Raw genomic sequence first — 26,952 nt, forward strand, 5'->3', positions numbered from 1 at the left:
GGGGGTTCTGCTCTTTTTTTAACGTCCTGTTTTCGTGATTTCAACCGTTGAAAAGTCAAATTTATCATAGCGATGATGGCTAAATGAATATTCAAATGGCTGCCCTGCGTTTAAATAAGCAACCTGCTCGACTTCAAGCACAGGATCTGTTGGGTCACACCCTAAATACTGCTGATCCAGCTGATCTGATTTAGCCGCTCTAATTTTCTTGTGCGCTCCTGCTATTTTTAAATGAAGCTGATTTGAAATGTAGCCATAGATAGAACCCAGTAGAACCTTTTCATCTATGCCCTTAATGAGATTGACAGGCATAAACGTTTTTTCTAATACATAAGGCTCTTCATCCACAAGACGGAGCCGGATGATATCATAAACAGGTGTGGTTGAGTCAATAGATAGATGGGCTGCCACCTCTTCGCTTGGAAAATGGACATCAAAGTGAATGATTTGAGTCGTGACGTTTTTATCCGCCATGACTTTTGTAAACCCTTTATTTTCATGGCCTGATACATTGATGGCCCCTTGATTGAGCGCTGCCTTCACAATAAATGTACCGTGGCCTCTTTTTCTAAAGAGCAGACCTTCTGCAACGAGAAGATCAAGCGCACGCTTCATCGTCATTCTGCTGCATTGAAATTCAGCGGCAAGCGAGTTTTCATCTGGAATGGGTTGATCTTCTGGATAATATGCTGTTCCTATTCGTTTTCTGATTTCTTCTGAAATGAGTTCGTACTTCTTCATCTCACACCACCAACTGACTTGTTTTTTCATAGCGCCTTATTTCAAGAAGGAATATGGCGTTTTTTAGCCTTCTTCTCATTCTACACTAAGGGATGTGAGCTTAAAAGGTGCCAGCCATTTTTGTTTCATCCACTTACCGTCACATAAGAAAAATACTTGCCCTTTTCAAGGAAAGAGCAAGTATTTTGATTAAAAACCGTTATTCTTTGAAACTGATTGAAACCAGTATCCACTCTTCTTAATCGTTCGTTTCCCGTCTTTTTGAAGATCAACTGAGACAAATCCATAACGATTTTTATATGCATTCGACCAGGACCAGTTGTCCATAAATGTCCACAGATGATAACCTTTCACATTGCTTCCTTCTTGAATGGCTTGATGCACCCATTTGAGGTGCTCAGATATAAAGTCAATACGGTAATCGTCATGAATCATTCCTTCTTCATCCTTAAACCGCTCTTCTCCTTCGACACCCATACCATTTTCAGAAATAAAGCATTCGATATTATCATAGTCTGTCTGGACTTTTTTCAATATATCGTAAATGCCCTTTTCATAGATTTCCCAGCCTCGATACACATTCATTTTTCTTCCCGGCATTTCAAAAGAATCAAAATAATGGTTCGGCATAAATGGTGCTTGAGGATGCGGCATATGCTCTTTCGCTTTCACTCTTCTTGGCTGATAGTAGTTGATGCCAAGAAGATCAATCGTATTCTCTTGAATCAGCTCAAGATCCCCTTCTTCCATACTTGGCATAAAGCCTTCTTTCTTTAAGACTTCTACTAGTTTTTCCGGGAAATGTCCTTTCACCGCAGGATCTAAGAAGGAGCGGTTAAAGAAAGCATCGGCCATCTCTGCTGCTTCTACATCGCGCGGATTCTGACTTCGCGGATACGAAGGGGTCAGGTTTAAGATGATGCCAATCTTACCGTCTTGCTGCATCTCTTTATAAGCCGCAATCGCCTTCGCATTTGATAACAGTTCATGAAAACCGACCTGCACAGCCTTTTGGAAATCGACTTCGTTTGGATAATGAAAGCTATACATATATCCGCCTTCTACAGGGACAATCGGTTCGTTATGGGTAAACCATTTTTTCACCCGGTCACCAAATAATTGGAAGCATAATGTCGCATAGCTGACATAATCGTCGACCACCTGTCTGTTCACCCAGCCGCCTTTCTCCTGCAGCGCCATTGGCATATCGAAATGGTATAGGTTCACAAATGGCTCGATATCATGTGCAATCAATTCATTGATCACATCATTATAAAAGGACACCGCTTCTTCATTGACGGCACCTGTTCCTTCAGGTAAAAGGCGTGACCATGAAATCGACAGCCGAAATGAATTGTGGCCAATTTCTTTCATTAGACGGATATCTTCTTTATATTTTCGATAAAATTGAGATGTCATGTTCGGCCCTACACCATCAAAAAAACGAGTCGGCTCTTGTTCAAACCAATGATCCCAAATGTTCGGTCCCTTTCCATCACCAGGGACGCTCCCTTCAGTTTGCGTCGCAGAAGCAGAAGATCCCCACCAGAAACCTTCTGGAAATGTATATGATTGCTTGTTAGTTTCCATCGACATGTATTGAGTCTCCTTCACCTTTGATGTTTGCTGTCTTCGTATTTTCTGTTGTCGTTATTTTTTCATTTTTCACATTCATCCGGTCAATAAATTTCAGGAACGGGAACCAAATGACAAACACAATCATCAGGTTAAACAACTGAAGCAGACCGCCAGCTAGTGAATTTGTCGCCATCATTCCGCTAATAAAGATCGGAACTGTCCACGGGATATTCACGCCTGTAGGCGGCGGTACAATGCCTGATGCCATCGCAAAATAAGTAATACATGTAATGACCATTGGCGCCAAAATCCACGGAATCAGAATAAGCGGATTCATAACAATTGGTAAACCGAAGATAATCGGTTCATTGACGTTAAATAATCCTGGCCCTAAGCCGAGCTTGGCTACTTGTTTTAATTGCTTACTTTTCAGGAAAATTAAAATGGTAAACACAACAGCAAGCGTCATACCGGTTCCACCCATTCCAACCGTATAGATTTCAATAAACTGCTTGCTGATGATATTAGGAACCTCACCTGTTTTTGTATAGCTCTCTAGGTTTTGAATGGATAATGTATTCCAAATCGGATCCATGACAGAGTTGATAATAATTTGACCGTGAAGCCCAAAGAACCAAAGAATTTGTATAAAGAAAACAGCGATCAACGTCGGAATGATACCGCTTCCAAGACCGACAAGCGGCGCCTGAATTGCATGATAAATCAGATCATGCATATTTGTTTTGAAGCCTTGAGTAATGATGATGTTAATTAATAAAAAGGTTGTAAGTGTCAAAGTAGCCGGGATCAGTGCAGCAAAAGACTTGGAAACAGCTGGCGGAACCCCTTGCGGCATATTGATCACAAATTTCTTCTGTACAAAATAACGATAAATTTCAGCAGATAAAAAGCCTGTGATCATTCCTAAGAACATCCCCTTAGCACCTAAACGATCGACTGGGATAACGCCTGCAATCGTTGCACCGCCTTCTTGTTCTAGTAAAAACGGAGTTAGAAGCAAGAAAGAGGCTAAAGCAATCACGCCGCCAAAGACAGCTTCTACATCATAGCTTTTTGATAAATAATAGCCAATCCCAAATACAACAAACACACTCATAATGCTGATGGTCGCACTCGGTGCGATATTCAGTGCAGACTGGACGCCTTCCAGTACGGTTTTACTCATGATTTTATCTAAAAATGGCAAATTCATCAGCACAACCATAATGGAACCAAAGATGGTGAGCGGGAACGCAAGCATAAAGGCATCCCTTAATACGCCTAAATAGCGGTTGTTGTTCAATCTCCCAGCAATCGGAACCAAAATGGCACTTATTTTATCAAACATTGGTTTCCCCCCTTGTTTACACTCTTTATTGTTTCAGCGATTGGAATATCGGCAGGAGCTCTCCCACAAGCTCCTTGATGGTAATGGTCGACATTAAGTGATCTTCGGCGTGCATGAGTAGTAAGGAAAAGGATGTTGTTTCTCCTCCTGCCTCTTTCTGTACGAGTTGAAAATGGATGTCATGTGCATGCCTTAAATCTTCTTCCGCTTCTTTCATGAGACCAAAAGCCTTTTCTTCTAGACCTTCTCGATATTGTTTCAGAGCCTCGAGCAATTTGCTGCGTGCATTCCCGCTGTGTAAGATCAATTGAAAGCTGACTTGTTCCTCCGTGAGCCCTTCGAGTGTTTTCTTTTCCATCCTTTAAGATTCCCCCATCAGTGTAAGTGCCTGTTCATACGCTTTTTGTCCATCGGCAAGCCCGTATGCCTGCATATCAATGACTTCTACCTCAATCCCGTATTTTTTTGCTTCTTTTTGAAGGTCTCCTTTTAAAAAGCTCATTTGCGGTCCGATTAACACAACATCCGCATTCGCCATTTCTTTTCTTGCTTGATCTTGCCCAACTGCCCAAATTTCTGCTTCGTCCCCAATTGAATCGGCATGTGCTTTCATCTTTGTCACTAGTAAACTCGTAGACATTCCTGAACTGCATGCTAATAAAATACGTTTCATTTCTCTCACCCCATTGTTGTAATAAAAGCGCTTCCAATTAATATTATATATTTTTATTTTTAAATGTCTAGACATTTAATTTTATTTGTCTGTATTTAATATAAAAAAAGAGCGTATTGTACGCTCTTTTTTTATATTATCCTTTTCCTGCCTGAAAACCTGGATACTTTGTCATGCCGCCGTCTACATATAACGTTAGGCCCGTAACATAGCTTGCTTCTTTTGATGCCAGCCAGACAGCGCATGCTGCCACTTCTTCCGGCTTTCCAATATAGCCGATTGGAATCAGCTCAATTACGCCTTTTTTCAAGGCCGGATCATCGAATTTCTCCGCATTAATCGGGGTATCAATGGCGCCTGGTGCAATACTGTTTACACGGATTTTTTTAGGGGCATATTCAAGCGCCAATGTTTCTGTCAAAAGCTTGGCGCCTCCTTTACTAGCTGCATAATGGACAAAATGAGGCCAAGGAATTTGCTGATGAACCGACGACATATTAATGATCGAGCCTTCTATCCCATGATCCGTCATATACTTTAGTGCATCACGGCATCCTAGAAACATACCTGTTAAATTGGTAGACATCACTTTGTTCCAATTATCCAGCGTCATTTCGGTGGAAGGCACTTCATTTTCAATGCCTGCATTATTGATCATCACATCAAGACTGCCGAATGTATCAACAGCTTTATTAATCATTGCCTGCATATCCTCTTCCTTTGATACATCTCCCTTGATTTTCACAGCCTGTCCGCCATGTTTTTGAATATCTGCAATGGTGTCATCCGGATTTTCTTTGTCAGAAAAGTAATTGATCACCACATTGGCTTTTTCTTGTCCAAATCGGCGTGCCATCGCTTGGCCAATTCCTGTACCTGCGCCTGTAATCAGAACTGTTTTTCCTTCTAAATCTGGATACATTCGTGTTACCTCCTATTTTGTAAAGCCTAGCAGCACACCGCCTGCAATAATCATCAAGCAGCCTGCAATGACAAAGCTTGTTCTAGATGCTTTCTCTTTTAATAAGTAAATGCCACCTAGTGTTGAGATGACAATCCCTGTTTGTGACATTGAAAAGCTTACGGCTACGCCAATTAATGGAATGGCCAAAAGCAGTCCAAGATTTCCTGTTGACCAAATAAGACCGGCAATGATATTTCTAAACGTATATTTACTAAATGGATCCTGCTTTAAACTAATCGCTAAGGATGAAAGCAGCATGCCGACAGATTGCGGGACGAGTGCAGACCAGCCATCAATATCAAACCATCTTAAAATGACAACATATCCGACGTAGCCGACGGTGGATATGAGTAGAATAATGATCCCTTTTTTAAAATTGCCTCTGCCATTCTCGCCGCCATTCTTTTTTTGACCGAGCGATGTCATGACAACACCTGCAATGATCAGTAAAATGGCGCAGGAACCAATGAGTATGACCGTCATTGTCTGCCATTCTTTGAAGACCATGACGCCAAATAGGGTCGTGCTCACAAGCTGCATGCCCGTTGATAAAGGAACCGCTTTAGACACGCCGAGAAAAGCGACACTTGAAAGCTGATTCATTTGTCCAATACTCCAAAAGATGCCTGAAATGACGGAAACCGCAAATATAAGCGGTGTCAGCTCTGGCATTTTGATGAAAAAAGCTACAATCGAAAATAAAAACGCGCCGAGCGTAATGCCGAGAGTTTGCTGATACGCATTTCCGCCTAGTTTGACACTGATGAGAACAATACTTCCCCAAAATATCGCTGGGAGAAGTGCATATAAGATGCCCACTTCTATCCCTACTTTCTTGTCTTTTTTACATAGCATCCCTCTTTTTCTCATTTTTAGCCGAAAAGATGCAAACAAAAAAACCTTACCAAAGGTAAGGTTTTTCAGTCGTTCTGTTTATTTCATCCATTCAGTATGGAATACGCCTTCTTTATCTGTGCGCTCATACGTATGTGCACCGAAATAGTCACGCTGTGCTTGAATTAAATTCGCTGGAAGGACAGCTGTGCGATAGCTATCAAAGTAAGCAAGTGCACTTGAGAATGAAGGAACAGGAACTCCTTGTTCCACTGCAAGTGAAATGACTTTACGAAGTGATGATTGATAGTTTTGAGCAATATCCTTAAAGTATGGATCAAGCAATAAGTTTTTCAGTTCAGGATTACGGTCATATGCTTCTTTAATTTGTTGTAAGAAGGCTGCACGAATGATACATCCACCACGGAAGATCATCGCAATTTCACCGTATTTTAAATCCCAGTTATATTCATCAGACGCTGCTTTCATTTGCGCAAAGCCTTGTGCGTAAGAACAGATTTTACTCATGAATAGGGCTTTTCTAACCGCTTCGATCAGCTCTTGTTTATTCTCAGCTGATTGCGCAGGCTCAGGACCTTGGATCAATTGACTTGCTTCCACACGCTCATCTTTCATAGCTGAAATGTAGCGCGCAAAAACAGACTCAGTAATGATTGGAAGCGGGACACCTAGATCAAGTGAACTTTTGCTTGTCCATTTTCCAGTTCCTTTTTGACCAGCTTTATCTAAGATCACATCCACAAGCGGCTGGTTTGTTTCTTCATCCACCTTTGTGAAAATGTCAGCTGTAATTTCGATTAAATAGCTGTCAAGCTCGCCTTTATTCCACTCTGAGAATACTTCATGAAGCTCCCCTGCTGACAATCCAGCAACATGCTTCAAGATAAAGTATGATTCAGAGATCAATTGCATATCTCCGTACTCGATACCGTTATGAACCATTTTGACATAATGTCCTGCTCCATCTGGGCCGATATACGTTGTACAAGGCTCGCCATCTACTTTCGCAGAGATCGCTTCTAAAATTGGTTTCACTAGCTCATGTGCTTCTTTTTGACCGCCTGGCATGATGGAAGGACCTTTTAGCGCGCCTTCTTCACCGCCGGAAACACCTGTACCAATAAAGTGAATGCCACTTTCTGCAAGCTCTTGATTACGTCTTTGTGTATCCTTGTAATATGTATTTCCACCATCAATTAAAATGTCACCTTTCTCTAGGTGAGGAAGTAATGATTGAATGGTTGCATCTGTTGCTGCACCAGCTTTTACCATTAAAAGAATTTTACGCGGTGTTTCAAGCGACTGAACAAATTCTTCGATGCTGTATGTGCCAACAACGTTTTTTCCTTCTGCTTCTTGAAGAAACTCTTCTGTTTTGCTGCTAGATCTGTTATAAACGGATACGGAGAAGCCGCGGCTTTCAATATTGAGGGCAAGGTTTTTCCCCATAACGGCTAGTCCAACCACACCGATTTGTTGTTTTGACATAATTCTGACGTCCCTTCTAACACACTATATTGATTACTGCTGAAATGATGTACCCTTTGAAATTACCACAACATCACCTCTTTTATCAAGTTTTCAGGCTAGTCATTTCCTCTTTCGTCCTGAAAAAAATCTTTATTAAAACTTGTCCCGCTTGTTTTACTCTCTTTTTCCTTAATGGTGATCCCTCTTTGCACCAATGGTTTTCCATATTTTTCTTCCAGTCCATCTAAAATGGTTTGGAGGGGCTCTTCTTTTGCATCTTCTGTATATGAAAATAAATCAAGCTGTTTAACAGCTGCTTTTCGTTCTACAAGGTCTGTCCCCGTCACACCTAAGAGCCTTACTGGCTGGTCATTCCAATGTTTCAGGAATAACTGTTTTGCCGCTTCAAATATGTCTTCCTTTCGATCCGTTGGATTTGTGAGCATGATACTTCGCGTGATATTTTTCCAGCTTGCATACCGAATCATGATGAGCAGCCGATTCGCCATCACTTCTTTTCTCCTTAACCTTGCACTCACAGATTGTGACAGCTTATCAATTAGCGTGACAAGTTCATCTGAATCATCCGAATCATGAGGCAGAGTGGATGAATTGCCGACGGATTTAAATTCGTATATTCTTTCTGGGTCCACGATGCCGTCATGTTCACCATTCGCCTTTTGCTTTAATCTCGGTCCATTAATACCAAGCAATTCTTTTAGCGTATACTCATTCGCTTTCGCTAAGTCTTCTATAGTATGAATTCCGATGGTTTTCAATTTATCTGCCGTTTTTTGTCCAACCCCGTGCATGTCACCAGCAGGGAGCGGCCAAAGCATGTTCGGAACATCTCGTTTACGCAATATGGTGATGCCCATTGGCTTTTTCCAATTAGACGCCATTTTCGCTAAAAATTTATTCGGTGCAATGCCGATACTTGAAGGAAGCATCAGCTCCTCTACTAGCCTTGTTTGAATATCATGAGCCGTTTTTACCGCATGCTCGGCATATGGCGTATGCGTTAAATCAATGTAGCCCTCATCAATCGATACAGGTTCGACTAAATCGCTGTATTCTCTAAGTATTGTAAACATCTCTTGTGAGGAGCTGCGGTACCGGTCAAAGTTCGGTGTGCGGACAATGAGTCCCGGACATAGCCGCTTCGCCTCCCACAAGGGCATCGGGGGCTTCACACCTAATGCTCTCGCCTCGTAGCTGCACGTCACAACAATCCCTTTACGCTCTTTTGCATTTCCGCTGATGGCTAAAGGTTTCCCTCGCAAAGAAGGATCATACGCCATTTCTACATTGGCATAAAAAGCATTCATGTCTATATGAAAAATAATATTTGACATTGGCATAACCCCATTTTCTTGTCTACCTGAATTTTGATCAGCTATTTTTGATTATACATTGATTTATTTCATCTTTCCTCAAAAAAACCTTCTCTAAAAAAGAGAAGGTTTCCCGTTCATTTACACTTTTTCTTCAAGTATACCATGTTGATATTGAATGTCCTCATATGTGAATACTTCATTTTTTTGAGGATATAATTGTTTCACAACCGGAGTAGGCTGTTGATTAAAATTCATACTCAAACTTTGATTGGAGTAGTGTCCAGCCGGATCAATATAATACTTGTAATCAATGACTCTTTCTACATCAATGTCAGCGTAAGCAATTCCCTCTGTTTCAGCTGGAACCATATCACTGATCGGCTCCCCATCCGGCCCGTAAATGCACGTATGTCCGCTCTTAAATGTTTCAAAGTAATCTCTTTGCTCCTGCGTTAAACAAATCATCTCTTTCATTTCTTCCGTATATATAGATGATGTCATCAGCACAAATGTCTGTGTCGCGATGGCATAATATCTGCTTGATATTTCATCATCAAAATAACCTGGCCAAGAGGCTACATGTACCTGCTCATTTTGGGCATTCATCGCCATAAGATCTAGCGGGACTTGATGCTCCCAGCACATCAATCCGCCAAGGTTTCCAATTTCAGTTTGAAACACTGGCATCATACTGCCACTTCCATCCCCCCAAATGAGTCTTTCTGCTACAGAAGCTCTCATTTTCCGATGTTTTCCTATTAAATCTCCATTTGGATTAAACCAAAGCTGAGCTAAATAGAGAGAGCCGCCATCTTTTTCACTGCATGATATACAAACGTACGTTTCATTTCTTTTTGCTGCTTCACTGATTTTTTGAATGGCTAAGCTAGGGATTTCAACTGCATTTTTATATAATTCATGATAGAACTTTCTTGTATATTCTGGATGACCAATAAAAGCAAACCAAGGGTAACCAGGTAAAAATGCTTCTGGGAATGCCACAAGCTTTGCACCATTTGAAGCTGCCTCGTCAATCAGGTCGCATGATTTCTCAACGGTTTCTTCCAAATTTAAGTAGACCGGTGCTGCTTGTACCGCAGCTGCTCGAAACTTTGGGTAAATACTTGTCATATTCAAAACCTCCATTTCTTTTCATCCCCCTCATTATAGGATAGGAAATATGAAGTTTGGATGACATTTACTATTTTATACATAATAAGGAATTTTATTTAATGGAGAAAACACGCGGTTCTGTTAGACATTTAACCATGTGTATAGTACACTGTGAGTAATGAAATGGATGTGATAATCATGATTATTGATACATTCAATGAAGTCTTTTTCCTTGTTGAATTCTTTACGATTATTCTTCCAGCGCTGACGGCCATCGGCATTGCGTTTTTATTAAAAGACTGCCGTATGAACGAACACCTTGGTGGGCATCGTTTGGAAGAGTTGGACGCATCTTGCTTGAATCGAACAGACTTTCTGTTTATCATATATGATCGCATTACAACTTGGATTAGTAAAGTCATTCGAATGAAAAGATCATCTAATGATGATGAAGACCATTCGCTTCCTCTCGCTAATTAAATTTTTTTAATCATGAGGAGGAAACGAATTGAAACGTTTATTGACTGTTTTTACGACTTTATGTTTGATGATGATTGCGTCACCTGCATTTGCAGCGAGTACGCAAACGAATACGAGCTCTGATGGGTTTTTCCATCATTATTTTGTTCAGCCTTTTTCTGAGCTGATCATTTGGCTTGCGAACTTCTTTCATGATGATTATGGTTTATCGATTATGTTCGTCACCTTGATTGTCCGCCTGCTGATTTTCCCGCTTTTTGCGAATCAATTTAAGAAGCAAAGAGTCATGCAGGAAAAAATGGCACTGGTGAAGCCTCAGATTGACCAAATACAAAACAAATTGAAGAAAACGAAAGAACCTGAAAAACAAAAAGAACTGCAAATGGAAATGATGAAAGTATATAAAGAGAACAATGTGAACCCGCTTGCCATGGGCTGTCTGCCGATGCTGATACAAATTCCAATTGTTCTTGGCTTTTACTCAGCAATCCGCTCAACACCTGAGATCGCAACTCATACGTTCTTATGGTTTAATTTAGGACAAACCGATTTATTGGTGGCGATTTTTGCAGGGGCTATGTATTTCTTACAATTTTATGTCACGCAAAAATATGCGAAGCAATCAGGCACCCAGACAGAGGCTGCGCTGAAGCAGGCGAAAGTAATGGGCATGATTTTCCCAATCATGATGCTGTTTCTTTCAATTAATGCACCCGCTGCTCTTCCTTTATACTGGATGACAAGCGGACTACTACTCACGATTCAAACGATTATTTTAAATGTCATGTACCAAAAATCAAAAACGAAAGCTGCGGCTAACGAACAAGCCAAACCAGCTGCTGAATAAAAATAAACCCCTTATCTCACGATAAGGGGCTTTTCATTATGCCAATTCTTCTTTCAACCGGTCTGGCAATTGATCGAGGTCCTCAATTTTCCCAAGGAACTTATTTGGGTCCACTTGTAAAATCATTTTGTTTTCTCTCTCCACAACGCCGAAGAAATATTCAGAGGCCTTCGTGTTCATATGAAATGGCTTGATCTCGCTTTGCTCGATATCGATAATATCTTTTGCATCTGAGACAAGACAGCCAATCATTTGATCGTTTACTTCAAATAGCAGTACCTTTGACTGCTCGTTTACATCAAGAGGCTTTCCGTGAAGCATCACACCTGTGTCACTGACAGGAATGACCTCTCCTCTTAATGACATCAGCCCTTTAATTTCTTTTGGAAGGTTCGATACTTCTTGTAAGTAAGGGACCTTTTCAATCGAACGAATATGCTCTACACTGATGCCAAACTCCTCTTGCCCCACCTGAAAAATAATAATCTTTTGCGCGCTCACAGAGTCTCCTGCCTTTACGATGGATTTGTCGTTTCTTCGATAATGGCGAGAACCATTTCAGCTGTTTTGACTAATTCTTCAATCGGCATTTTCTCATTTTTCGTATGAATATCTTCATATCCAACAGCTAGGTTGACAGTTGGGACGCCGTTGCCTGCAATGACGTTTGCATCACTGCCTCCGCCGCTCGTCTGCAGTTCTGAAGGACGACCAATTTTTGCTGCCGCTTTTTTCGCCACTTCTACGACTTGATCGCCGTGTGAGAATTTGAAGCCTGGATACATGATGTCAATTTGTACATCGGCACTTCCGCCCATTTCTTTAGCGGTTTTTTCAAAGGCTTCTTTCATCTTCGCTACTTGAGCTTCCATTTTTGCTGGTTCTAAAGAGCGTGCTTCCGCCAAAATATCGACTTGATCGCACACAATATTCGTCTGTGTTCCGCCTTCAAAACGGCCGATATTCGCCGTTGTTTCTTCATCAATCCGGCCAAGAGGCATGCTGGCAATTGCTTTTGATGCAATGGTAATCGCAGACACACCTTTTTCAGGCGCGACACCTGCGTGAGCTGTTTTTCCATAAATCGTTGCACGTACTTTTGCCTGTGTTGGTGCAGCGACGATAATCGTACCAACCTTGCCATCTGAATCAAGGGCATAGCCGTATTTCGCTGTCATCAAATTCGGATCTAACGCTTTTGCTCCAACAAGTCCTGATTCCTCACCTGCTGTGATCACAAATTCAATCGTCCCGTGCGGTAAATTTTTCTCTTTCAACACGCGGACCGCTTCAAACATAGCAGCAAGTCCTGTTTTATCGTCAGCTCCAAGAATCGTTGTTCCATCTGTTTTCACATAGCCGTCCTCAATGACTGGTTTTACGCCATTTCCCGGTACCACTGTATCCATATGAGAAGTGAAATAAATCGTATCTGCCTCTTGATTTCCTTCTAATGTGCAGACAAGGTTGCCTGCGCCGTGGCCTGTTACCGCTTTTGAATCGTCTTCAACCACTTTTAGACCAAGCTGCGAGAATTTTTCTTTTAGGACTTCAACAATTTTCTCTTCGTGTTTTGTTTCTGAATCAATCTGAACTAATTCTAAAAATTCGTCTAGTAAGCGTTTTTCATTGATCATGATGATGCTCCTCCTCTTATAGCGGCATGTTGCCATGCTTTTTTAACGGTCTATCTTCTTCCTTACTGCGCAGTACATCAAATGAGCGGATCAATCGCTCTCTCGTTTCAGCCGGCATGAAAATATCGTCTATCAGACCTGCCTGAGCCGCTTTCCATACACTTGGTTTGTTCATAGACTCGCGCGAAGCAGGATGAACGATTTCGTCTGCGAACGTTTTCCCCATGACATCAATTTCGGCCTCTGGCCATGCATAAACAAAGTCAGCGCCTAAGCCCTTGCTATTCATCGCGACATAAGCACCGCCAAACGCCTTTCTTAAAATCACAGTAATTTTGGGAACGGTTGCTTCAGCATACGCATATAAAAGCTTTGCACCGTGGCGGATAATTCCTGCATGCTCAGCTTTCTCCCCTGGTAAAAAACCAGGAACGTCCACAAGGGTTAAGATCGGAATATGAAACGCATCACAAAATCGAATAAACCTGGCCGCTTTATCGGCAGCGTCAAGATCAAGGCTGCCTGCCAGCACCTTTGGCTGATTGGCAACAACACCAATGGAGGCTCCTTGTAATCTGGCAAAACCTGTGACAATATTTTTTGAGAAACAAGGCTGCGTTTCAAAGAATGAGTCTGGATCGGTTATCGCTGTCACCACTTGTTTGACATCATAGGTGCGTGATGGATTCTTTGGCAGAATTCTGCCTGGATCGGCGGAATCGTGCTTTCGTGCCCCAGCGCGTGTGACAGATTGTTGTTTCGTTTGTATGTACGTTAAAAGAGTTCGAACCGCTTTTAACACGTCCATCTCATCTTTCCCAGTATAGTGCACATTCCCGCTTGTCTGATGCTGAACACTTGCACCGCCAAGACGGTCAGGACAGACCGTTTCTCCTGTTGCTTTTTCTATTACCTTCGGACCAGTTAAAAACATATGAGCTGTTTGCTCTGTCATGAAGACAAAATCAGTCAATGCAGGAGAATAGACTGCACCTCCAGCACATGAACCTAAAATAACAGATATTTGCGGGATTCGACCAGAGTACAGCACATTCCGTTTAAAGATCTGTCCGTATCCTTCTAATGATACCACACCCTCTTGAATTCTCGCACCACCTGAGTCTTTTAGACCGATGACCGGCATCTGATTTTTAGCTGCCAGGTCCATTAAAGAGGCTATTTTTTTCGCATGCATTTCGCCTAAAGAGCCTCCGTATACTGTTGCATCTTGTGCATAAACACATACTGGTTTTCCATGAATGAGTCCCGTTCCAATGACGACACCGTCACCAACATGCTCTGAGAGCTCGCCTGTTGCAAATGACTGAATTTCCATCAAGCTGCCCTCGTCAAGAAGTTCATGAAGCCGCTCTCGAACCGTCAGCTTTCCTTTGTTCTTGTGAGCCGCTGCTCGTTTTTCGCCGCCGCCCATTAACGCTTTCTTCCGCCATTCAGACAAGTCATTGAACGATTCATTCATCACTATGTTTCTCTCCTTTCAAGGACTCGCACAATTCAAATAACACACCTGACGTTTCTTTAGGTGAAATAAATGCAATTTGCTTTCCGCTGGCGCCCAACTGTGCTGTTTTTTGGAGAAGCTGCACGCCAAGGTGATCGAGACGGCTAAGATCAGCCTGAATGTCACCCGACTTTAGCGCAATATGATGAAGCCCCTCTCCTCTTTTTGTTAAGAAATTATGTAGTTTACTGCGGGCTGAGATTGGCTCAATTAATTCAATGTGCAGATCATCAAGTGAAGCGAAGGACGCTTTAATCTCCTGCTCAGGAATCTCTTGTATGTCTGAAAAATGCCAATTAAATAGCTGATGAAGCTTTTGAGATGTTTCTTTAATAGAAAAGACGGCAATGGCAATATGATCGATTTGTGTCATCCGTTCACTTCCTTTGCTGATCACTTGTCGCATATGAAAAAACCAGATAAAATAAAGACAACTGCGCTTGTCGCAAAAATCTTCGGTTATAGGGGTGCGATATGTCTCAAAAATTCATGAAATTTATGGTATTGCTTATGATTAGCCTGCTGTTAGTTTCTTCACTTTTAGCAGGAGCAGCAGCCTTTTTATAAGGATTGAATAAGAGCAGACAAGCAGGTGATTCGGGATATCAACGAATGGCCTGTTTGTCTTTGGCAAGCGTTTCAAAGGAAGCACTTGATTTTGTAATCCATACCTTTGTTCCAATCGGAAGCTGATCAAACAGCAGCTCTACATCTTGATTATGAAGTCTCACACAGCCTGCCGTGATAAATTTCCCAATCGAAGTTTCATCACTTGTTCCATGAATTCCATAGGTTCTGCCATCTGTTCCTCGTGCATCAAATCCAATCCATCTTCGTCCAAGAGGATTATTCTTCGCACCGCCTTCAATATTTTTTCTTCTGTAATAGGGATCTTTCGCTTTGATCATAATGGTAAATTCACCTTCTGGCGTTAAATCTGCTGTTTTTCCTGTAGAGGCAGGATATACTTTTTGAATTTTCCCTTGATCAATAAAGGCAAGTTCATTTGTTTGTTTATTAATAATGACAAATGGGTCACCTGGCAGCGGGTTTTGTCCAAGCGGCCAGATAGGTGAAAGGGACATGGTCAGTACGGTATAAAATAAAAGACGCATAGGCTCCTCCTTTTTCATTAGATTGACCAATGAAGGAGGAACTCATGCGTCTCTATTCTTTCATCCCTTTAAAATAGCTTTTCAGTACTAAATATTGTTCCATTTCACCGAGGAAATGAAAGAGTGCCGCTCTTGCCTCAAATTCTTCTCGTGTTTGCGGGAGCGGAAGTGCGTCGAACTCTTCTTTCATATCAATGAGACGTCTTAAAAACTTATGCGCTGTGTTCCCCGGGTGAATATGTTCGCGTAAGTCTCTAATGTATTCTGCAATGATTTGTCCATGCTCCGTTGTGACGGAAATCGACGTAATTTTGGGCAGCACACGCTCAATGATTTCAAATTGCTTTTGTCTCATGTTGAAATAATGATAGTACAGGTTTTCGTGTCTTAATACATGGTTTTCAACATCGCGATACGCGAGAGCTTTTGCTTCTTTAATCAATTGATGTGTCTCTGGTATTTCTTTTCCTGTCCAGTCTTGTTTCCCTGTCATTAAGTATTGCTCAATTTCCTCAAAGATTTTAGCAAAGTTGGCTTCAATCTGTTCGCTGTAGCGTTTGAGCTTTTTATCAACACTAGGCATATAGAGGTTCATAATCAGCGCTACCCCAACACCAATAGTAATCAGCAGCAGTTCATTCCAAATGAGATGCAGGGTAATTCCGCCAGACATGTATAAATGGAGGATGATGACTGAACTTGTGACAATCCCTTCTTTAATTCGAAGCAGAACCGTTGTTGGAATAAAGACAAGCAGCATCAAACCGATCACAAAAGGATGATACCCGATCAGATCGAAAAATAAATAAGAAAATAAAATAGCAAGACTGCATGCTGCAAAGCGGGCTCCCGATGCTAAGAGGGATCTTTTCTTTGTCACCTGAATACACAGGATCGTAATAATCCCGGCAGCTGAATAATTTTGCAAGCCAAGCAATTGTGCAATATAAATAGCGATCGCTGTTCCTAATGCTGTTTTCAGCGTTCGGTAGCCGATTTTAAACATGATGTGATTCACTCTTTTCTGTCTTGTTTCCATTCACTTTTGTGAAATGATGAACTTTTTTTACTTTCCCCATTATAATCAAAAAAAGAAGGAGATGTTAAGTCTCCTTCCCTTTTTTCTTTATAATATTTTTTGTAAGAAGTCTTGCGCACGCTGTGAAGATGGTGATTCAAAAAATTGTACAGGGTTTGCATCCTCTACAATTTTCCCGTCATCCATAAAGATCACACGGTCAGCCACTTCTTTTGCAAAGCCCATTTCATGTGTGACGATGACGAGTGTCATTCCAGATTGAGCCAGCTCTTTCATGACCTCTAATACTTCCTTGACCATTTCTGGATCTAGGGCAGACGTTGGTTCGTCAAACAGCATAATGTCTGGTGTCATTGCAAGCGCACGTGCAATCGCCACACGCTGCTTTTGACCGCCGGACAAACGGTTCGGGAAATCATCTTTTTTCTCTAAAAGCCCTACCTTTTTGAGCAGATCTTCAGCTTGCTTGATGCTGTCTTCCTTCGATTGATTCTTCACATTCATTGGCGCATACGTGATATTTTCCAGCACGGTTTTATGCGGGAACAGATGGAAATGCTGAAATACCATTCCGATGTTCTCACGCACTTTTAGTGCATTCGTTTTTGGATTGGTGATTTCGGTGTCCTTAATTGTTATTACACCGGAAGTCGGCTTTTCAAGTAAGTTGATGCAGCGGAGGAAGGTCGATTTTCCTGAACCAGATGGTCCAATAACCGCAACAACTTCCCCTTCTTTAATGGTCGTGTCGATCCCCTTTAAAACTTCGTTTTTACCAAAAGATTTTGTAAGTTTCTCTATTTTAATCATTTGATTTTAACTTCCTTTCCACCGATTTGCCGACAAAGGTGAGAACAAGCACGATGACATAATAGATAAGACCCGCAAAAATAAGCGGTTCAAGATAATTATACGTGACGGCCCCAGCTTGATAGGCTCGTCTCATGACATCACCCAGTCCAATGACTGTTACAATCGCTGATTCTTTTGTCAGTGTAATCGTTTCATTCACAAGTGCAGGTGAAATATTTTTAAACGCCTGCGGAAGCAATAAGTCCTTCATCATTTTAGCATAAGGGATGCCTAAAGCAACGGCCGCTTCTTTTTGACCTTTATCAATGGCATTAATACCCGCACGAATAATTTCAGATACGTATGCTGCCGAGTTGAGTGAAAATGCCGCTACAGCAGCCCAGTATTGATCGATTTGGAACCCAAGAAGCTGAGGTAGACCAAAATAAATAATGAGCAATTGAAGCACAAGCGGTGTGCCTCGGAAAATTGACGTATAAAAGTCTGCAATCCAAATGAGCGGTTTAAACACACTAATTTTACAAAGCGTTAATAAAATTCCTAAGATAAATCCAAGGAAAAGGGATACTACTACAATAGAAAGTGTGACCTTAAGCCCTTCTAGAATAAAGGGCATCTGAGGTATTACATCTTTAAAATCAAACATGACATTCTCCTTTTTTTTGCCTTCATACAAAACAGGAAAAAAGTTCAACACGAGTTGAACTTTTCAGCGCTTTTCTACTTGATTTTCTTGAATGACGCTGATCCTTTTCCTGACTTACTTTTCATCAGCAAACCATTTTTTAATTAATTTATCAAGTTCACCATTATCTTTCATTTCATTTAATGATTTATTAAACTTCGCTGTTAAGTCGCTATTTTTCTTGAATGCAATGGCTGAACCTTCGTTTGAGCTGTTCAATCCAAATGCTTGGAAGTCTTTTTCCTTTTTCAAGTAACCAGCAGCTACTTTATCTTCAATAATTGCTGCATCAAAACGGCCTGCTTTGATCTCTTGAATGATATCAGAAATTTTATTACGGTCTTCAACTGTAAGGTTATATTTCTTTTGCAAACCATTTGCTTCATCTTGTTGAATAGAACCTAATTGAACGCCGACTGTTTTATCTTTTAAATCTTTCTCTACTTTAATACCGCTAGATTTCTTTGATACAACCAAGTTTTTAGCATTGTAATAAACATCAGAGAAATCCACTTGCTTTTTACGTTTTTCTGTAGGTGTCATTCCTGCAAGGACAATATCAGCTTTGTTTGTTTTGAGGGCTGATACAAGGCTAGCAAAGTCCATATCTTGAATTTCTAGCTTGTAGCCGTTCTTTTTCGCTAGTGCTGTTGCAAGATCTACATCAAAACCGACAATTTTATCTCCGTCTTTTGATTCAAATGGCGGATAATCTGCTGATGTCGCCATCACGAGTGTCTTGTCATCTCCTGATGCGTTTGAATTATTAGAAGAAGTTCCGCATGCTGCGAGTGCAGCTGCAAGACCAGCTGTCATAAGTAATAATAACCACTTTTTCATATGATGATGCCTCCCAGTATTTAAAATCATGTATTGATTTGAATATTTATTCACTATAATGTATTTTAAACACTTTCTTTTTAAGATGCAATAGTATTTTGCTAAAATTATTTTGATTCTATTGTCTTATAAAACAAAAAGCAGACCGATCTAAAGACCGGACTGCTTTATATTTATTCATTCAAAAGTCATATGTTAGATTTCTTCGCAATGCTCATCAAAAGCGGCTTGTAGTTTTGACACGACTTCCATTGGCTCATGCCCTTCAATTTCATGACGCTCGACCATTTTGATGATTTTTCCATCTTTTAATAAGGCAAAGGATGGTGAAGATGGTGGGAAGCCTTCAAAGTATTCACGAGCTCTTGCTGTTGCCTCTTTGTCCTGCCCAGCAAACACTGTCAGCAATTGATCTGGACGCTTATCGTAATGAACAGAATAGCCGGCAGCTGGTCTTGCAATACCGCCTGCACAGCCGCATACTGAATTCACCATGACAAGTGCCGTTCCTTTTTTAGTCAGTGCTTCGTCTACTTCTTCAGCTGACGTGAGCTCAGTGTAGCCTGCCTGCTTAATTTCTTCTCTCGCTTGTTTTACAATATCATTCATAAATAAATTAAAATCAATATTCATGTCCGTCCACTCCTTTAGCGTACCATAACCATTTTAACTCCATCATAACAAGGAAAACGCCTGCGGGCAAATGTGTTGTCTTATCCATCGCCTCTTTTTCCGAACATCGTTTATGAGCTGTCAAATTGGGGAAAAGTGATGATAAAGAGATGAAAGGGAGAACTGCGTGATGGCACAATTCAAAAAAGCGATGCTCATTTATAATGGAAATGCTGGACAAAAAAACATGGAAAAAACACTCGGTCAAACAGTGCCTCTTCTTTCTCTACATATTGATGAACTCATTCTTAAACCAACAAAGCAGCCAAATGATGCTTATAATTTCTGCCGTCATATTGATGAGACGGTGGAATTGCTCATCATATTAGGCGGAGATGGTACCGTGCATGAATGTATGAACGGTATTGGCGGCTTAGAAAAAAGGCCCGCTGTAGCGATATTACCAGGCGGGACATGCAATGATTTTTCTAGAACGCTTGGTATTCCTCAACAGATGCAAAAAGCCGCTCAAATGATTGTAGACGGCAAAGAGAAAAAGGTCGACTTAATCAAAGCAGAGGATCGATACGTATTAAACTTTTGGGGAATTGGGCTGATCGCAGACACGTCCAACAACATTAACGACAAGGAAAAAGCCGTACTCGGTAAAATCAGCTACTTCACAAGTGCCCTGCGCACACTTCAGCAAACAGATCCTTTTCACGTACGGATTGAGACCGAGGAGGAAAGCTGGGAAGAGGAAGCAGTCATCGTTCTTGTCATGAATGGACATTTTATCGGTACAAATAAAATTGATTTGCCTAATGCATCCATTGATGATGGAAAAGCTGAAATCTTAATTTGTAGAAATACGAGTTTCTCTGCTTTAAAAGAAATCTTCTCAATGAACCGGGAAGAGCTGGAGGATTTCACCGGCGATCTGTCTCTCATTCAAGCGTCCAGTATTCGTATCCACACAAAAGAGGAAATGGATGCTGATACGGATGGTGAGGTTTATATGAAGGCTCCCTCTTCTTTAGAAGTGTTAAAGCAGCATTTGACCTTTATTGTTCCAGCAGAATAAAAAAATGCCCGACATCATTTTGATTCGGGCTTTTTTTTGATATAGCGTCTGTATAAATATTCAAGTGCATATCCGAGCAGTGTCCCGGCGAGAAGTGATATTCCTAAAAAGCTATTGGCTGCTCCTTTGAAGCCACCGACAATCAGCAGACAGTACACGATTTGAATGATTGAAACGATCGATATGATAAGCAGTAATCGTTCAGGATGATTGCGTGATTTAGAAATGTACCGCAGAAAAGCGAAGGCAATCGCTGTGATAAACATGAGACCAATCGTTAGAAAAGCAAAAAAATCTAGTCCAGACATATCATCGCTCCTTTCTCCTAGATGTGGAAATCCCCCTCTCATGACGGGAGGGGGAAAATGATTGTTTTAATAAACAGATGTTTGCTCGTCGATGCCTTCAAGGATTTGTTTAATTCGCTGAAGGAATCTGCCGCATACAAGACCGTCTAGTACTCTGTGATCTAATGAAAGACAAAGATTGACCATGTCTCTTGCCGCAATCATTCCGTTTACTATCATTGGACGCTTCACGATCGATTCTACTTGTAAAATCGCCGCTTGCGGATAATTAATGATTCCCATAGATTGTACTGAACCAAATGATCCCGTGTTGTTGACAGTGAATGTACCGCCTTCCATATCATTTTGCTTGAGCGTTCCTTGTCTCACCTTAGACGCCAGCTCATGAATTTCTTTGGCGATGCCCTTAATGGTCTTTTCATCCGCATCCTTAATGACTGGAACAAAAAGCGCGTCATCTGTAGCGACAGCAATCGAAACATTGATCGCTTTCTTCTGCACAATTTTATCTCCGGCCCACATACTGTTCATTTCAGGGAATTCCTTTAAGGCCTGAGCCACAGCTTTGACAAAGAACGCAAAGAACGTCAAGTTAAAGCCTTCTTTTGCTTTAAACTGATCCTTCAGCTGATTTCTTCTTGTCACTAGATTTGTCACATCGACTTCCATCATCGTCCATGCATGCGGAATTTCATGTTTGCTTCTCAGCATATTGGCCGCAATTGCCTGCCGGATCGGCGTGACTGGCAGCTCAACATCACCAGGCATGGAAGGGATGGCAGGAGCCGCTTTTGCGTGAGATGGCTGCGCAGGCTCCGGTTGAACAGCACGTTCATTGACAGGTGCTGTCTTCTCTTTAACGCCGCCGTTTTCAATGAGCTGCAGCAAATCTTTTCTAGTAATTCGGCCGCCTGCTCCCGTACCTTGAACAGCTGCTAAATCAATGCTATGCTCATCTGCTAAACGAAGAACGGCTGGAGAGTAACGTTTCTTTTGACTTTGATTCTCATTTGTTTGATCTGCTTCAGGCGCTTTGCTTTGCTCAGGTGCTGCTTCTTCTTTCTCGCTCTGCTGCTCGCTTCCTTCAACTTCAATTTCACAGAACACTTCTCCTACTTGCAGCGTTTCGCCTTCCTCAGCCGATAGCTTTGTAATCGTTCCTGTAAAAGAAGACGGGACTTCTGCGTTCACTTTATCCGTCATGACTTCCGCAATCGGATCGTATTTATTCACATGATCGCCAGGTGAAACGAGCCATTTGCTAATGGTTCCTTCTGTTACACTTTCACCTAGCTGAGGCATTTTCATTTGTTCAATTGCCACTTTGAAACCCTCCTCTTTCTTAAAACGCCGCTAGCTCTCTCATTTCAGCTTCTACCTTATCCGGGTTGACCATGAAGAATTTCTCCATTGTCGGCGCATAAGGCATTGCCGGAATATCTGGTCCTGCCAGGCGTTTGATTGGTGCGTCTAAATCAAATAAGCAATGCTCCGAAATGATTGCCGCAACCTCACTCATGATGCTGCCTTCTTTTGTATCTTCCGTTAACAGGAGCACTTTACCTGTTTTAGAAGCCGCTTCTATAATCGCTTCCTGATCAAGCGGGTACACTGTTCTCAAATCGAGAATATGAGCGGAAATACCGTCTTTTGCAAGGCGGTCTGCTGCTTGCAGCGCAAAATGCACACAAAGGCCATATGTAATGACCGTGATATCATCGCCTTCACGTTTCACATCTGCTTTTCCAATCGGAAGAGTGTAATCCTCTTCAGGCACTTCTCCCTTAATAAGGCGGTATGCACGTTTATGTTCAAAGAACAATACAGGATCTGGATCACGCACTGCAGCCTTTAAAAGACCTTTGACATCATAAGGTGTAGAAGGCATCACAATCTTCAAACCAGGCTGGTTAGCAAAAATCGCTTCGACCGATTGTGAATGATAAAGTGCCCCGTGCACTCCGCCTCCGTATGGTGCGCGGATGACCATTGGACAGCTCCAATCATTATTTGATCGGTATCTAATTTTTGCAGCCTCTGAAATGATTTGGTTGATTGCAGGCATAATGAAATCCGCAAATTGCATTTCTGCTATTGGGCGCATTCCATACATCGCTGCCCCAATACCTACACCAGCAATGGCTGATTCTGCAAGAGGTGTATCCATGACGCGCGCTTCTCCAAATTGCTCGTAAAGACCCGCTGTCGCTTTAAATACGCCGCCTTTTTTCCCGACATCCTCTCCGAGCACAAACACTTTCGGATCTCGTTCCATTTCTTCTTTCATCGCCAGTGTAATGGCGTCTATATATGACATAACAGGCATTTTTCTTCCCCCTTACTCCGCATACACGTAACGAAGTGCGCTTTCTGCCTCAGCATAAGCTGCGTTTTCCGCTTCATCAGTGGCTTCGTTTACGATTTGCATGATTTCTTTTGTCATCTCTTCTTTCATTTCAGAAGTCATGACGTTTCCTTCGATTAAATACGTTTCATATTGGATGAGCGGATCTTTCTTTCTTGCTTCGAGCACTTCTTCTTTTTCTCGATAGCTTGAGTCATCGTCATCACTTGAATGCGCAGTTAAACGGTAAGAGATTGTTTCAATCAATGTCGGGCCTTCGCCTCTAGCCGCACGGTCTCTCGCTTCTTTGACAGCGGCATATACTTCAAGCGGATCATTTCCATCTACAGTTACGCCAGGCATCCCATATCCAATCGCACGATCTGAAATGCGTTCACAGGCCACTTGTTTGTCATATGGCACGGAAATCGCGTACTTATTGTTTTCACACATGAAAATAACAGGCAGTTTATGCACAGCAGCGAAGTTAGCGCCTTCGTGAAAATCTCCTTGGTTTGATGAGCCTTCACCGAACGTGACAAAGCTGACAAAGTTTTTCTGCTCTAATCGTCCAGCAAGGGCAATTCCCACCGCGTGAGGAACCTGCGTTGTTACAGGTGAAGATCCGGTCACAATTCGATTTGCTTTTTGTCCAAAATGCCCCGGCATTTGTCTTCCGCCTGAGTTTGGATCGTCTTGTTTTGCGAAACCAGACATCATTAAATCTTTTGCTGTCATCCCAAAAGCAAGGACAACCCCCATATCACGATAGTAAGGTAAGACGTAATCTTCTTCTCTATTAAGGGCAAATGCAGCACCGACTTGCTGCGCTTCCTGCCCTTGACAAGAAATGACGAATGGAATTTTACCTGAACGGTTTAATAGCCACATCCGTTCATCGATTTTTCTTGCTAGAAGCATTGTTCTATATATATCAATTGCTTGTTCATCTGATAATCCTAATTCCTGATGACGCATGTTACTCATCATGTTTCCCTCCTTGATTAAAAATGGATCGCCTTCCCGTCAACAGCTAGGGCTGCCTCGCCAATCGCCTCTGATAAGGTCGGATGCGGGTGTATCGTCTGCCCCACTTCCCACGGGGTTGCATCAAGTACTTTGGCTAATCCAGCTTCAGATATCATATCTGTTACATGAGGACCAATCATATGAATTCCTAAAATATCATCTGTCTTTTGATCGGCAATGATTTTGACGAATCCATCAGACTCCCCGTACACAAGCGCTTTTCCAATCGCCATAAATGGGAATTTCCCTATTTTGACTTCAAAGCCCTGCTCTTTTGCCGCCTGTTCAGTGAGTCCAACACTAGCGGTTTCTGGGTGAGAGTAAACACATTTAGATACGAGCGTTTCATCGAGCGGCTTTGGATCTTTCCCAGCCATATGTTCAACAGCAATCATACCTTCGTGGGAAGCGACATGTGCCAGCTGAAGCCCGCCAATGACATCTCCTATTGCGTAAATATGCGATTCTTTCGTTTGATAATGTTCATTCACGACAATGCCTTGTTTTTCGGTTTGGATGTCCGTGTTTTCAAGACCTATGCCTTCGATATTAGGTACTCTGCCGACTGAAAGAAGGAGTTTTTCCGCTTCGAACGTCTGAATGTCTCCATCCTTTTCCGCTTGAATTGTCACGAGATTTCCCTGCTTTTCTACGCTATCTGGCAGTACCTTCGCATTTGTCACAAAGGTGATGCCTTTTTTAGATAATAGTTTTTCCATTTCTTTAGAAATGTCATGATCTTCTGTTGGTAAAATACGGTCTGCAAACTCAATCACAGTGACGTTCACACCAAAATCATTGAGCATAGACGCCCACTCGATTCCGATCACTCCGCCTCCGACAATTAGCATCGACTGCGGAAGCTCTGGCAGTTCAAGTGCATCATCTGATGTGAGGATGTGTGTTCCATCTGCTTCAAGCCCTGGCAGCACCCGCGGTCTTGAGCCTGTTGCGATGATGACCTGCTTTGGAATAAGCATTTCATTTTCCTCTCCATTTGCCATTTCTACGGAGATCGTTCCTGGCATTGGCGAAAAGATAGATGGGCCAAGAATACGGCCGATCCCTTCATATACATCAATTTTCCCTTGTTTCATTAAGTGTTTCACGCCGCCTGCTAGCTTTTCGACAATCTCAGTTTTTCTTTTTTGCACACTCGCAAATTGCAAGGCAATGCCGCCTGCCTCAACACCAAAATCAGCTGCGCGTTTGACGGTTTGATATACTTCTGCACTTCTGAGCAGCGCTTTAGACGGAATGCAGCCTTTATGAAGACATGTTCCGCCGAGCTTTTCTTTTTCTACAACTGCTGTTTTCAATCCAAGCTGTGAGGCACGGATGGCTGCTACATAGCCGCCTGTGCCTCCACCAAGAATGACGAGGTCATATTCAGTTGCCATGACTTGTCACTCCTTTCTTTTCCTGTTGATCATTTGGGTATTCTTTCGGTGATTCTTCTTCTTTTAAAATACGAAGCGCACCTTCCGCTAACGATTGCAGCTCATTTTCACCTGGATACACGACAACATCTGAAATCCAGTCAATATAGCCGCGAATACTTGATGTAATTTGTTTGCTGTACGCAAGTCCGCCTGTTAATACAATGACGTCAACTGCTCCTTTTAAAACAGCGCTAGCCGCACCAATTTCCTTGGCAATCTGATAGCACATTGCTTCATAAATGAGCGCCGCACGCTCATCACCTGCTTCAATCATGCGTTCCACTTTTACAGCGTCTGTCGTGCCGAGATAGCCCGCTAGCCCGCCTTCACCAATAATGCGTTTGAGCATTTCCTCTTGGGTATACTCACCCGAAAAACAAAGATTTACAAGATCACCTGTCGGCAAGGTTCCTGCACGCTCAGGACTGAAAGGACCTTCGCCATGCAGACCGTTATTCACATCGATGACTTTCCCTTTTTCATGAACACCAATGGTGATGCCGCCGCCCATATGAGTAATAATCATGTTTAAATCTTCGTAACTTTTTCCAAAAGAAGCCGCTGTTTTTCTTGCGACCGCTTTTTGATTTAATGCATGAAAGATGCTTTTTCTTTCGATCGTTGGCAGCCCTGAAATACGAGCAATTGGCTTTAGTTCATCCACCACAACTGGATCGACAATAAAAGCTGGGATATTCAGGCCAAGTGCGATTTCTCTCGCGATGATTCCGCCGAGATTAGATGCATGCTGGCCCGCATATCCTTCTTTTAGATCTTTCACCATTTGCTCATTGACTTCATATGTGCCTCCTTCAATCGGACGAAGGAGACCGCCACGCGCGCACACTGCATCAAACTTTGAGATATTCATCCCCTGTTCATGCAGTGTTTTCAAAATGGTTTCTTTGCGGAAAGAAAATTGATCAATGATATGAGGAAACGACTTTAATTCCTCATCTGTATGTCTAAGTGTCGTTTCAAAAATAGAACGTTCATTATGAAACACACCAATTTTTGTTGAAGTAGAGCCAGGATTAATCGTGAGAATACGCCATTCTTTTGTCAGCAAAAACAAA

30 protein-coding genes are annotated in these 26,952 nt (G+C 42.0%); 4 read left to right on the forward strand and 26 right to left on the reverse strand.

From position 1 onward, the window contains the following. Positions 1-18 precede the first annotated feature (18 nt). The 10 genes from MHI46_RS10990 to MHI46_RS11035 all read right to left on the reverse strand — a co-directional run bounded on the left by MHI46_RS10990 (position 19) and on the right by MHI46_RS11035 (position 10,097). Positions 19-741 (reverse strand): GntR family transcriptional regulator, encoded by a 723-nt coding sequence (locus MHI46_RS10990; protein WP_047202254.1) that lies wholly within the window; start codon positions 739-741, stop codon positions 19-21. A 189-nt stretch (positions 742-930) separates the two neighbouring features. Next, entirely contained in the window at positions 931-2,337 is a 1,407-nt protein-coding gene (locus tag MHI46_RS10995) for a glycoside hydrolase family 1 protein (protein ID WP_260774063.1), read from the reverse strand. Next, complete coding sequence (gene celB / locus MHI46_RS11000) at positions 2,321-3,667, reverse strand: PTS cellobiose transporter subunit IIC (RefSeq protein ID WP_041086060.1); 1,347 nt, start codon at positions 3,665-3,667, stop codon at positions 2,321-2,323. The genes MHI46_RS10995 and celB overlap by 17 nt, the downstream gene beginning before the upstream one ends. A 25-nt stretch (positions 3,668-3,692) precedes the next feature. Continuing rightward, positions 3,693-4,025 carry a PTS lactose/cellobiose transporter subunit IIA gene (locus tag MHI46_RS11005; protein ID WP_039179767.1) on the reverse strand — a complete coding sequence of 111 codons (333 nt, stop codon included), beginning with the start codon at positions 4,023-4,025 and terminating at the stop codon, positions 3,693-3,695. Between the two features lie 3 nt (positions 4,026-4,028). Continuing rightward, positions 4,029-4,340 carry a PTS sugar transporter subunit IIB gene (locus tag MHI46_RS11010; protein WP_041086064.1) on the reverse strand — a complete coding sequence of 104 codons (312 nt, stop codon included), beginning with the start codon at positions 4,338-4,340 and terminating at the stop codon, positions 4,029-4,031. A 136-nt stretch (positions 4,341-4,476) separates the two neighbouring features. Further along, positions 4,477-5,262 carry an SDR family oxidoreductase gene (locus MHI46_RS11015; RefSeq protein WP_126681618.1) on the reverse strand — a complete coding sequence of 262 codons (786 nt, stop codon included), beginning with the start codon at positions 5,260-5,262 and terminating at the stop codon, positions 4,477-4,479. 12 nt (positions 5,263-5,274) lie between these two features. Next, positions 5,275-6,123 carry a GRP family sugar transporter gene (locus MHI46_RS11020; protein ID WP_059374856.1) on the reverse strand — a complete coding sequence of 283 codons (849 nt, stop codon included), beginning with the start codon at positions 6,121-6,123 and terminating at the stop codon, positions 5,275-5,277. 114 nt (positions 6,124-6,237) lie between these two features. Continuing rightward, the gene (gene gndA / locus MHI46_RS11025; protein WP_041086071.1) at positions 6,238-7,647 is read right to left on the reverse strand and encodes an NADP-dependent phosphogluconate dehydrogenase; all 1,410 of its coding nucleotides are present in this window, start codon (positions 7,645-7,647) and stop codon (positions 6,238-6,240) included. A 98-nt stretch (positions 7,648-7,745) separates the two neighbouring features. Next, a complete protein-coding gene (locus MHI46_RS11030; RefSeq protein WP_260774069.1) occupies positions 7,746-8,990 on the reverse strand; it encodes a DNA polymerase IV in 1,245 nt (414 codons plus the stop codon). Positions 8,991-9,104: 114 nt separating this feature from the next. Next, entirely contained in the window at positions 9,105-10,097 is a 993-nt protein-coding gene (locus tag MHI46_RS11035; RefSeq protein WP_260774071.1) for a carbon-nitrogen hydrolase family protein, read from the reverse strand. A 180-nt stretch (positions 10,098-10,277) separates the two neighbouring features. Here MHI46_RS11035 and MHI46_RS11040 point away from each other — a divergent pair, with 180 nt between their 5' ends. Then, positions 10,278-10,559, forward strand: coding sequence for a hypothetical protein (locus MHI46_RS11040; RefSeq protein ID WP_039179781.1), 282 nt, complete (start codon positions 10,278-10,280; stop codon positions 10,557-10,559). Positions 10,560-10,587: 28 nt separating this feature from the next. After that, on the forward strand, positions 10,588-11,406 hold the full coding sequence (locus MHI46_RS11045) for a membrane protein insertase YidC (protein WP_260774073.1): 819 nt from the start codon (positions 10,588-10,590) through the stop codon (positions 11,404-11,406). 36 nt (positions 11,407-11,442) lie between these two features. Here MHI46_RS11045 and MHI46_RS11050 read toward each other — a convergent pair whose 3' ends face one another. Genes MHI46_RS11050 through mce form a run of 4 tightly spaced genes read right to left on the reverse strand, consistent with a single transcriptional unit; the run spans position 11,443 to position 14,938 of the window. Beyond that, positions 11,443-11,907: a chemotaxis protein CheW gene (locus tag MHI46_RS11050; RefSeq protein ID WP_039179788.1), complete on the reverse strand. Its 465-nt coding sequence runs from the start codon at positions 11,905-11,907 to the stop codon at positions 11,443-11,445. Positions 11,908-11,921: 14 nt separating this feature from the next. After that, positions 11,922-13,043 (reverse strand): tripeptidase T, encoded by a 1,122-nt coding sequence (locus MHI46_RS11055; protein WP_111292258.1) that lies wholly within the window; start codon positions 13,041-13,043, stop codon positions 11,922-11,924. A gap of 16 nt (positions 13,044-13,059) precedes the next feature. Then, positions 13,060-14,523 (reverse strand): acyl-CoA carboxylase subunit beta, encoded by a 1,464-nt coding sequence (locus tag MHI46_RS11060; RefSeq protein WP_342503253.1) that lies wholly within the window; start codon positions 14,521-14,523, stop codon positions 13,060-13,062. Next, on the reverse strand, positions 14,516-14,938 hold the full coding sequence (gene mce / locus MHI46_RS11065) for a methylmalonyl-CoA epimerase (protein WP_058838013.1): 423 nt from the start codon (positions 14,936-14,938) through the stop codon (positions 14,516-14,518). Before mce ends, MHI46_RS11060 begins: the two co-directional genes overlap by 8 nt. Before the next feature lie 101 nt (positions 14,939-15,039). Here mce and prli42 point away from each other — a divergent pair, with 101 nt between their 5' ends. Continuing rightward, positions 15,040-15,132 (forward strand): stressosome-associated protein Prli42, encoded by a 93-nt coding sequence (gene prli42, locus MHI46_RS11070; protein WP_149126490.1) that lies wholly within the window; start codon positions 15,040-15,042, stop codon positions 15,130-15,132. A 38-nt stretch (positions 15,133-15,170) separates the two neighbouring features. On the opposite strand, the gene MHI46_RS11075 is transcribed toward prli42, so the two are convergent. The 6 genes from MHI46_RS11075 to MHI46_RS11100 form a co-directional block, all read right to left on the reverse strand. Then, on the reverse strand, positions 15,171-15,680 hold the full coding sequence (locus MHI46_RS11075; protein ID WP_041106809.1) for a L,D-transpeptidase: 510 nt from the start codon (positions 15,678-15,680) through the stop codon (positions 15,171-15,173). A 52-nt stretch (positions 15,681-15,732) separates the two neighbouring features. Beyond that, positions 15,733-16,686 (reverse strand): aromatic acid exporter family protein, encoded by a 954-nt coding sequence (locus MHI46_RS11080; RefSeq protein ID WP_024422917.1) that lies wholly within the window; start codon positions 16,684-16,686, stop codon positions 15,733-15,735. A 120-nt stretch (positions 16,687-16,806) separates the two neighbouring features. Then, positions 16,807-17,529, reverse strand: a complete 723-nt coding sequence (locus MHI46_RS11085) for an amino acid ABC transporter ATP-binding protein (protein ID WP_034280282.1) — start codon at positions 17,527-17,529, stop codon at positions 16,807-16,809. Next, the gene (locus tag MHI46_RS11090; RefSeq protein WP_039179807.1) at positions 17,522-18,178 is read right to left on the reverse strand and encodes an amino acid ABC transporter permease; all 657 of its coding nucleotides are present in this window, start codon (positions 18,176-18,178) and stop codon (positions 17,522-17,524) included. Before MHI46_RS11090 ends, MHI46_RS11085 begins: the two co-directional genes overlap by 8 nt. A 114-nt stretch (positions 18,179-18,292) precedes the next feature. After that, positions 18,293-19,057: a transporter substrate-binding domain-containing protein gene (locus MHI46_RS11095; RefSeq protein ID WP_107163384.1), complete on the reverse strand. Its 765-nt coding sequence runs from the start codon at positions 19,055-19,057 to the stop codon at positions 18,293-18,295. A gap of 195 nt (positions 19,058-19,252) precedes the next feature. Beyond that, the gene (locus MHI46_RS11100) at positions 19,253-19,690 is read right to left on the reverse strand and encodes a BrxA/BrxB family bacilliredoxin (protein ID WP_024428021.1); all 438 of its coding nucleotides are present in this window, start codon (positions 19,688-19,690) and stop codon (positions 19,253-19,255) included. Positions 19,691-19,859: 169 nt separating this feature from the next. On the opposite strand from MHI46_RS11100, the gene MHI46_RS11105 reads away from it, so the two are divergent. Then, complete coding sequence (locus MHI46_RS11105; RefSeq protein ID WP_058838015.1) at positions 19,860-20,753, forward strand: YegS/Rv2252/BmrU family lipid kinase; 894 nt, start codon at positions 19,860-19,862, stop codon at positions 20,751-20,753. 14 nt (positions 20,754-20,767) lie between these two features. Here MHI46_RS11105 and MHI46_RS11110 read toward each other — a convergent pair whose 3' ends face one another. The 6 genes from MHI46_RS11110 to buk all read right to left on the reverse strand — a co-directional run bounded on the left by MHI46_RS11110 (position 20,768) and on the right by buk (position 26,951). Further along, positions 20,768-21,061 (reverse strand): YesK-like family protein, encoded by a 294-nt coding sequence (locus MHI46_RS11110; RefSeq protein WP_039179818.1) that lies wholly within the window; start codon positions 21,059-21,061, stop codon positions 20,768-20,770. A gap of 66 nt (positions 21,062-21,127) precedes the next feature. Beyond that, entirely contained in the window at positions 21,128-22,384 is a 1,257-nt protein-coding gene (locus MHI46_RS11115) for a dihydrolipoamide acetyltransferase family protein (RefSeq protein WP_342502823.1), read from the reverse strand. A gap of 19 nt (positions 22,385-22,403) precedes the next feature. Next, positions 22,404-23,387: an alpha-ketoacid dehydrogenase subunit beta gene (locus tag MHI46_RS11120; RefSeq protein ID WP_024422925.1), complete on the reverse strand. Its 984-nt coding sequence runs from the start codon at positions 23,385-23,387 to the stop codon at positions 22,404-22,406. A gap of 12 nt (positions 23,388-23,399) precedes the next feature. Then, positions 23,400-24,392, reverse strand: coding sequence for a thiamine pyrophosphate-dependent dehydrogenase E1 component subunit alpha (locus MHI46_RS11125; protein WP_039179824.1), 993 nt, complete (start codon positions 24,390-24,392; stop codon positions 23,400-23,402). Positions 24,393-24,409: 17 nt separating this feature from the next. Then, entirely contained in the window at positions 24,410-25,834 is a 1,425-nt protein-coding gene (lpdA, locus tag MHI46_RS11130; RefSeq protein WP_064497582.1) for a dihydrolipoyl dehydrogenase, read from the reverse strand. Beyond that, on the reverse strand, positions 25,824-26,951 hold the full coding sequence (gene buk / locus MHI46_RS11135; protein ID WP_099663342.1) for a butyrate kinase: 1,128 nt from the start codon (positions 26,949-26,951) through the stop codon (positions 25,824-25,826). The genes lpdA and buk overlap by 11 nt, the downstream gene beginning before the upstream one ends. Position 26,952 lies beyond the last annotated feature (1 nt).

It is taken from the genome of Bacillus sp. FSL K6-1000 (genome assembly GCF_038630785.1).
Classification (GTDB): domain Bacteria; phylum Bacillota; class Bacilli; order Bacillales; family Bacillaceae; genus Bacillus; species Bacillus safensis.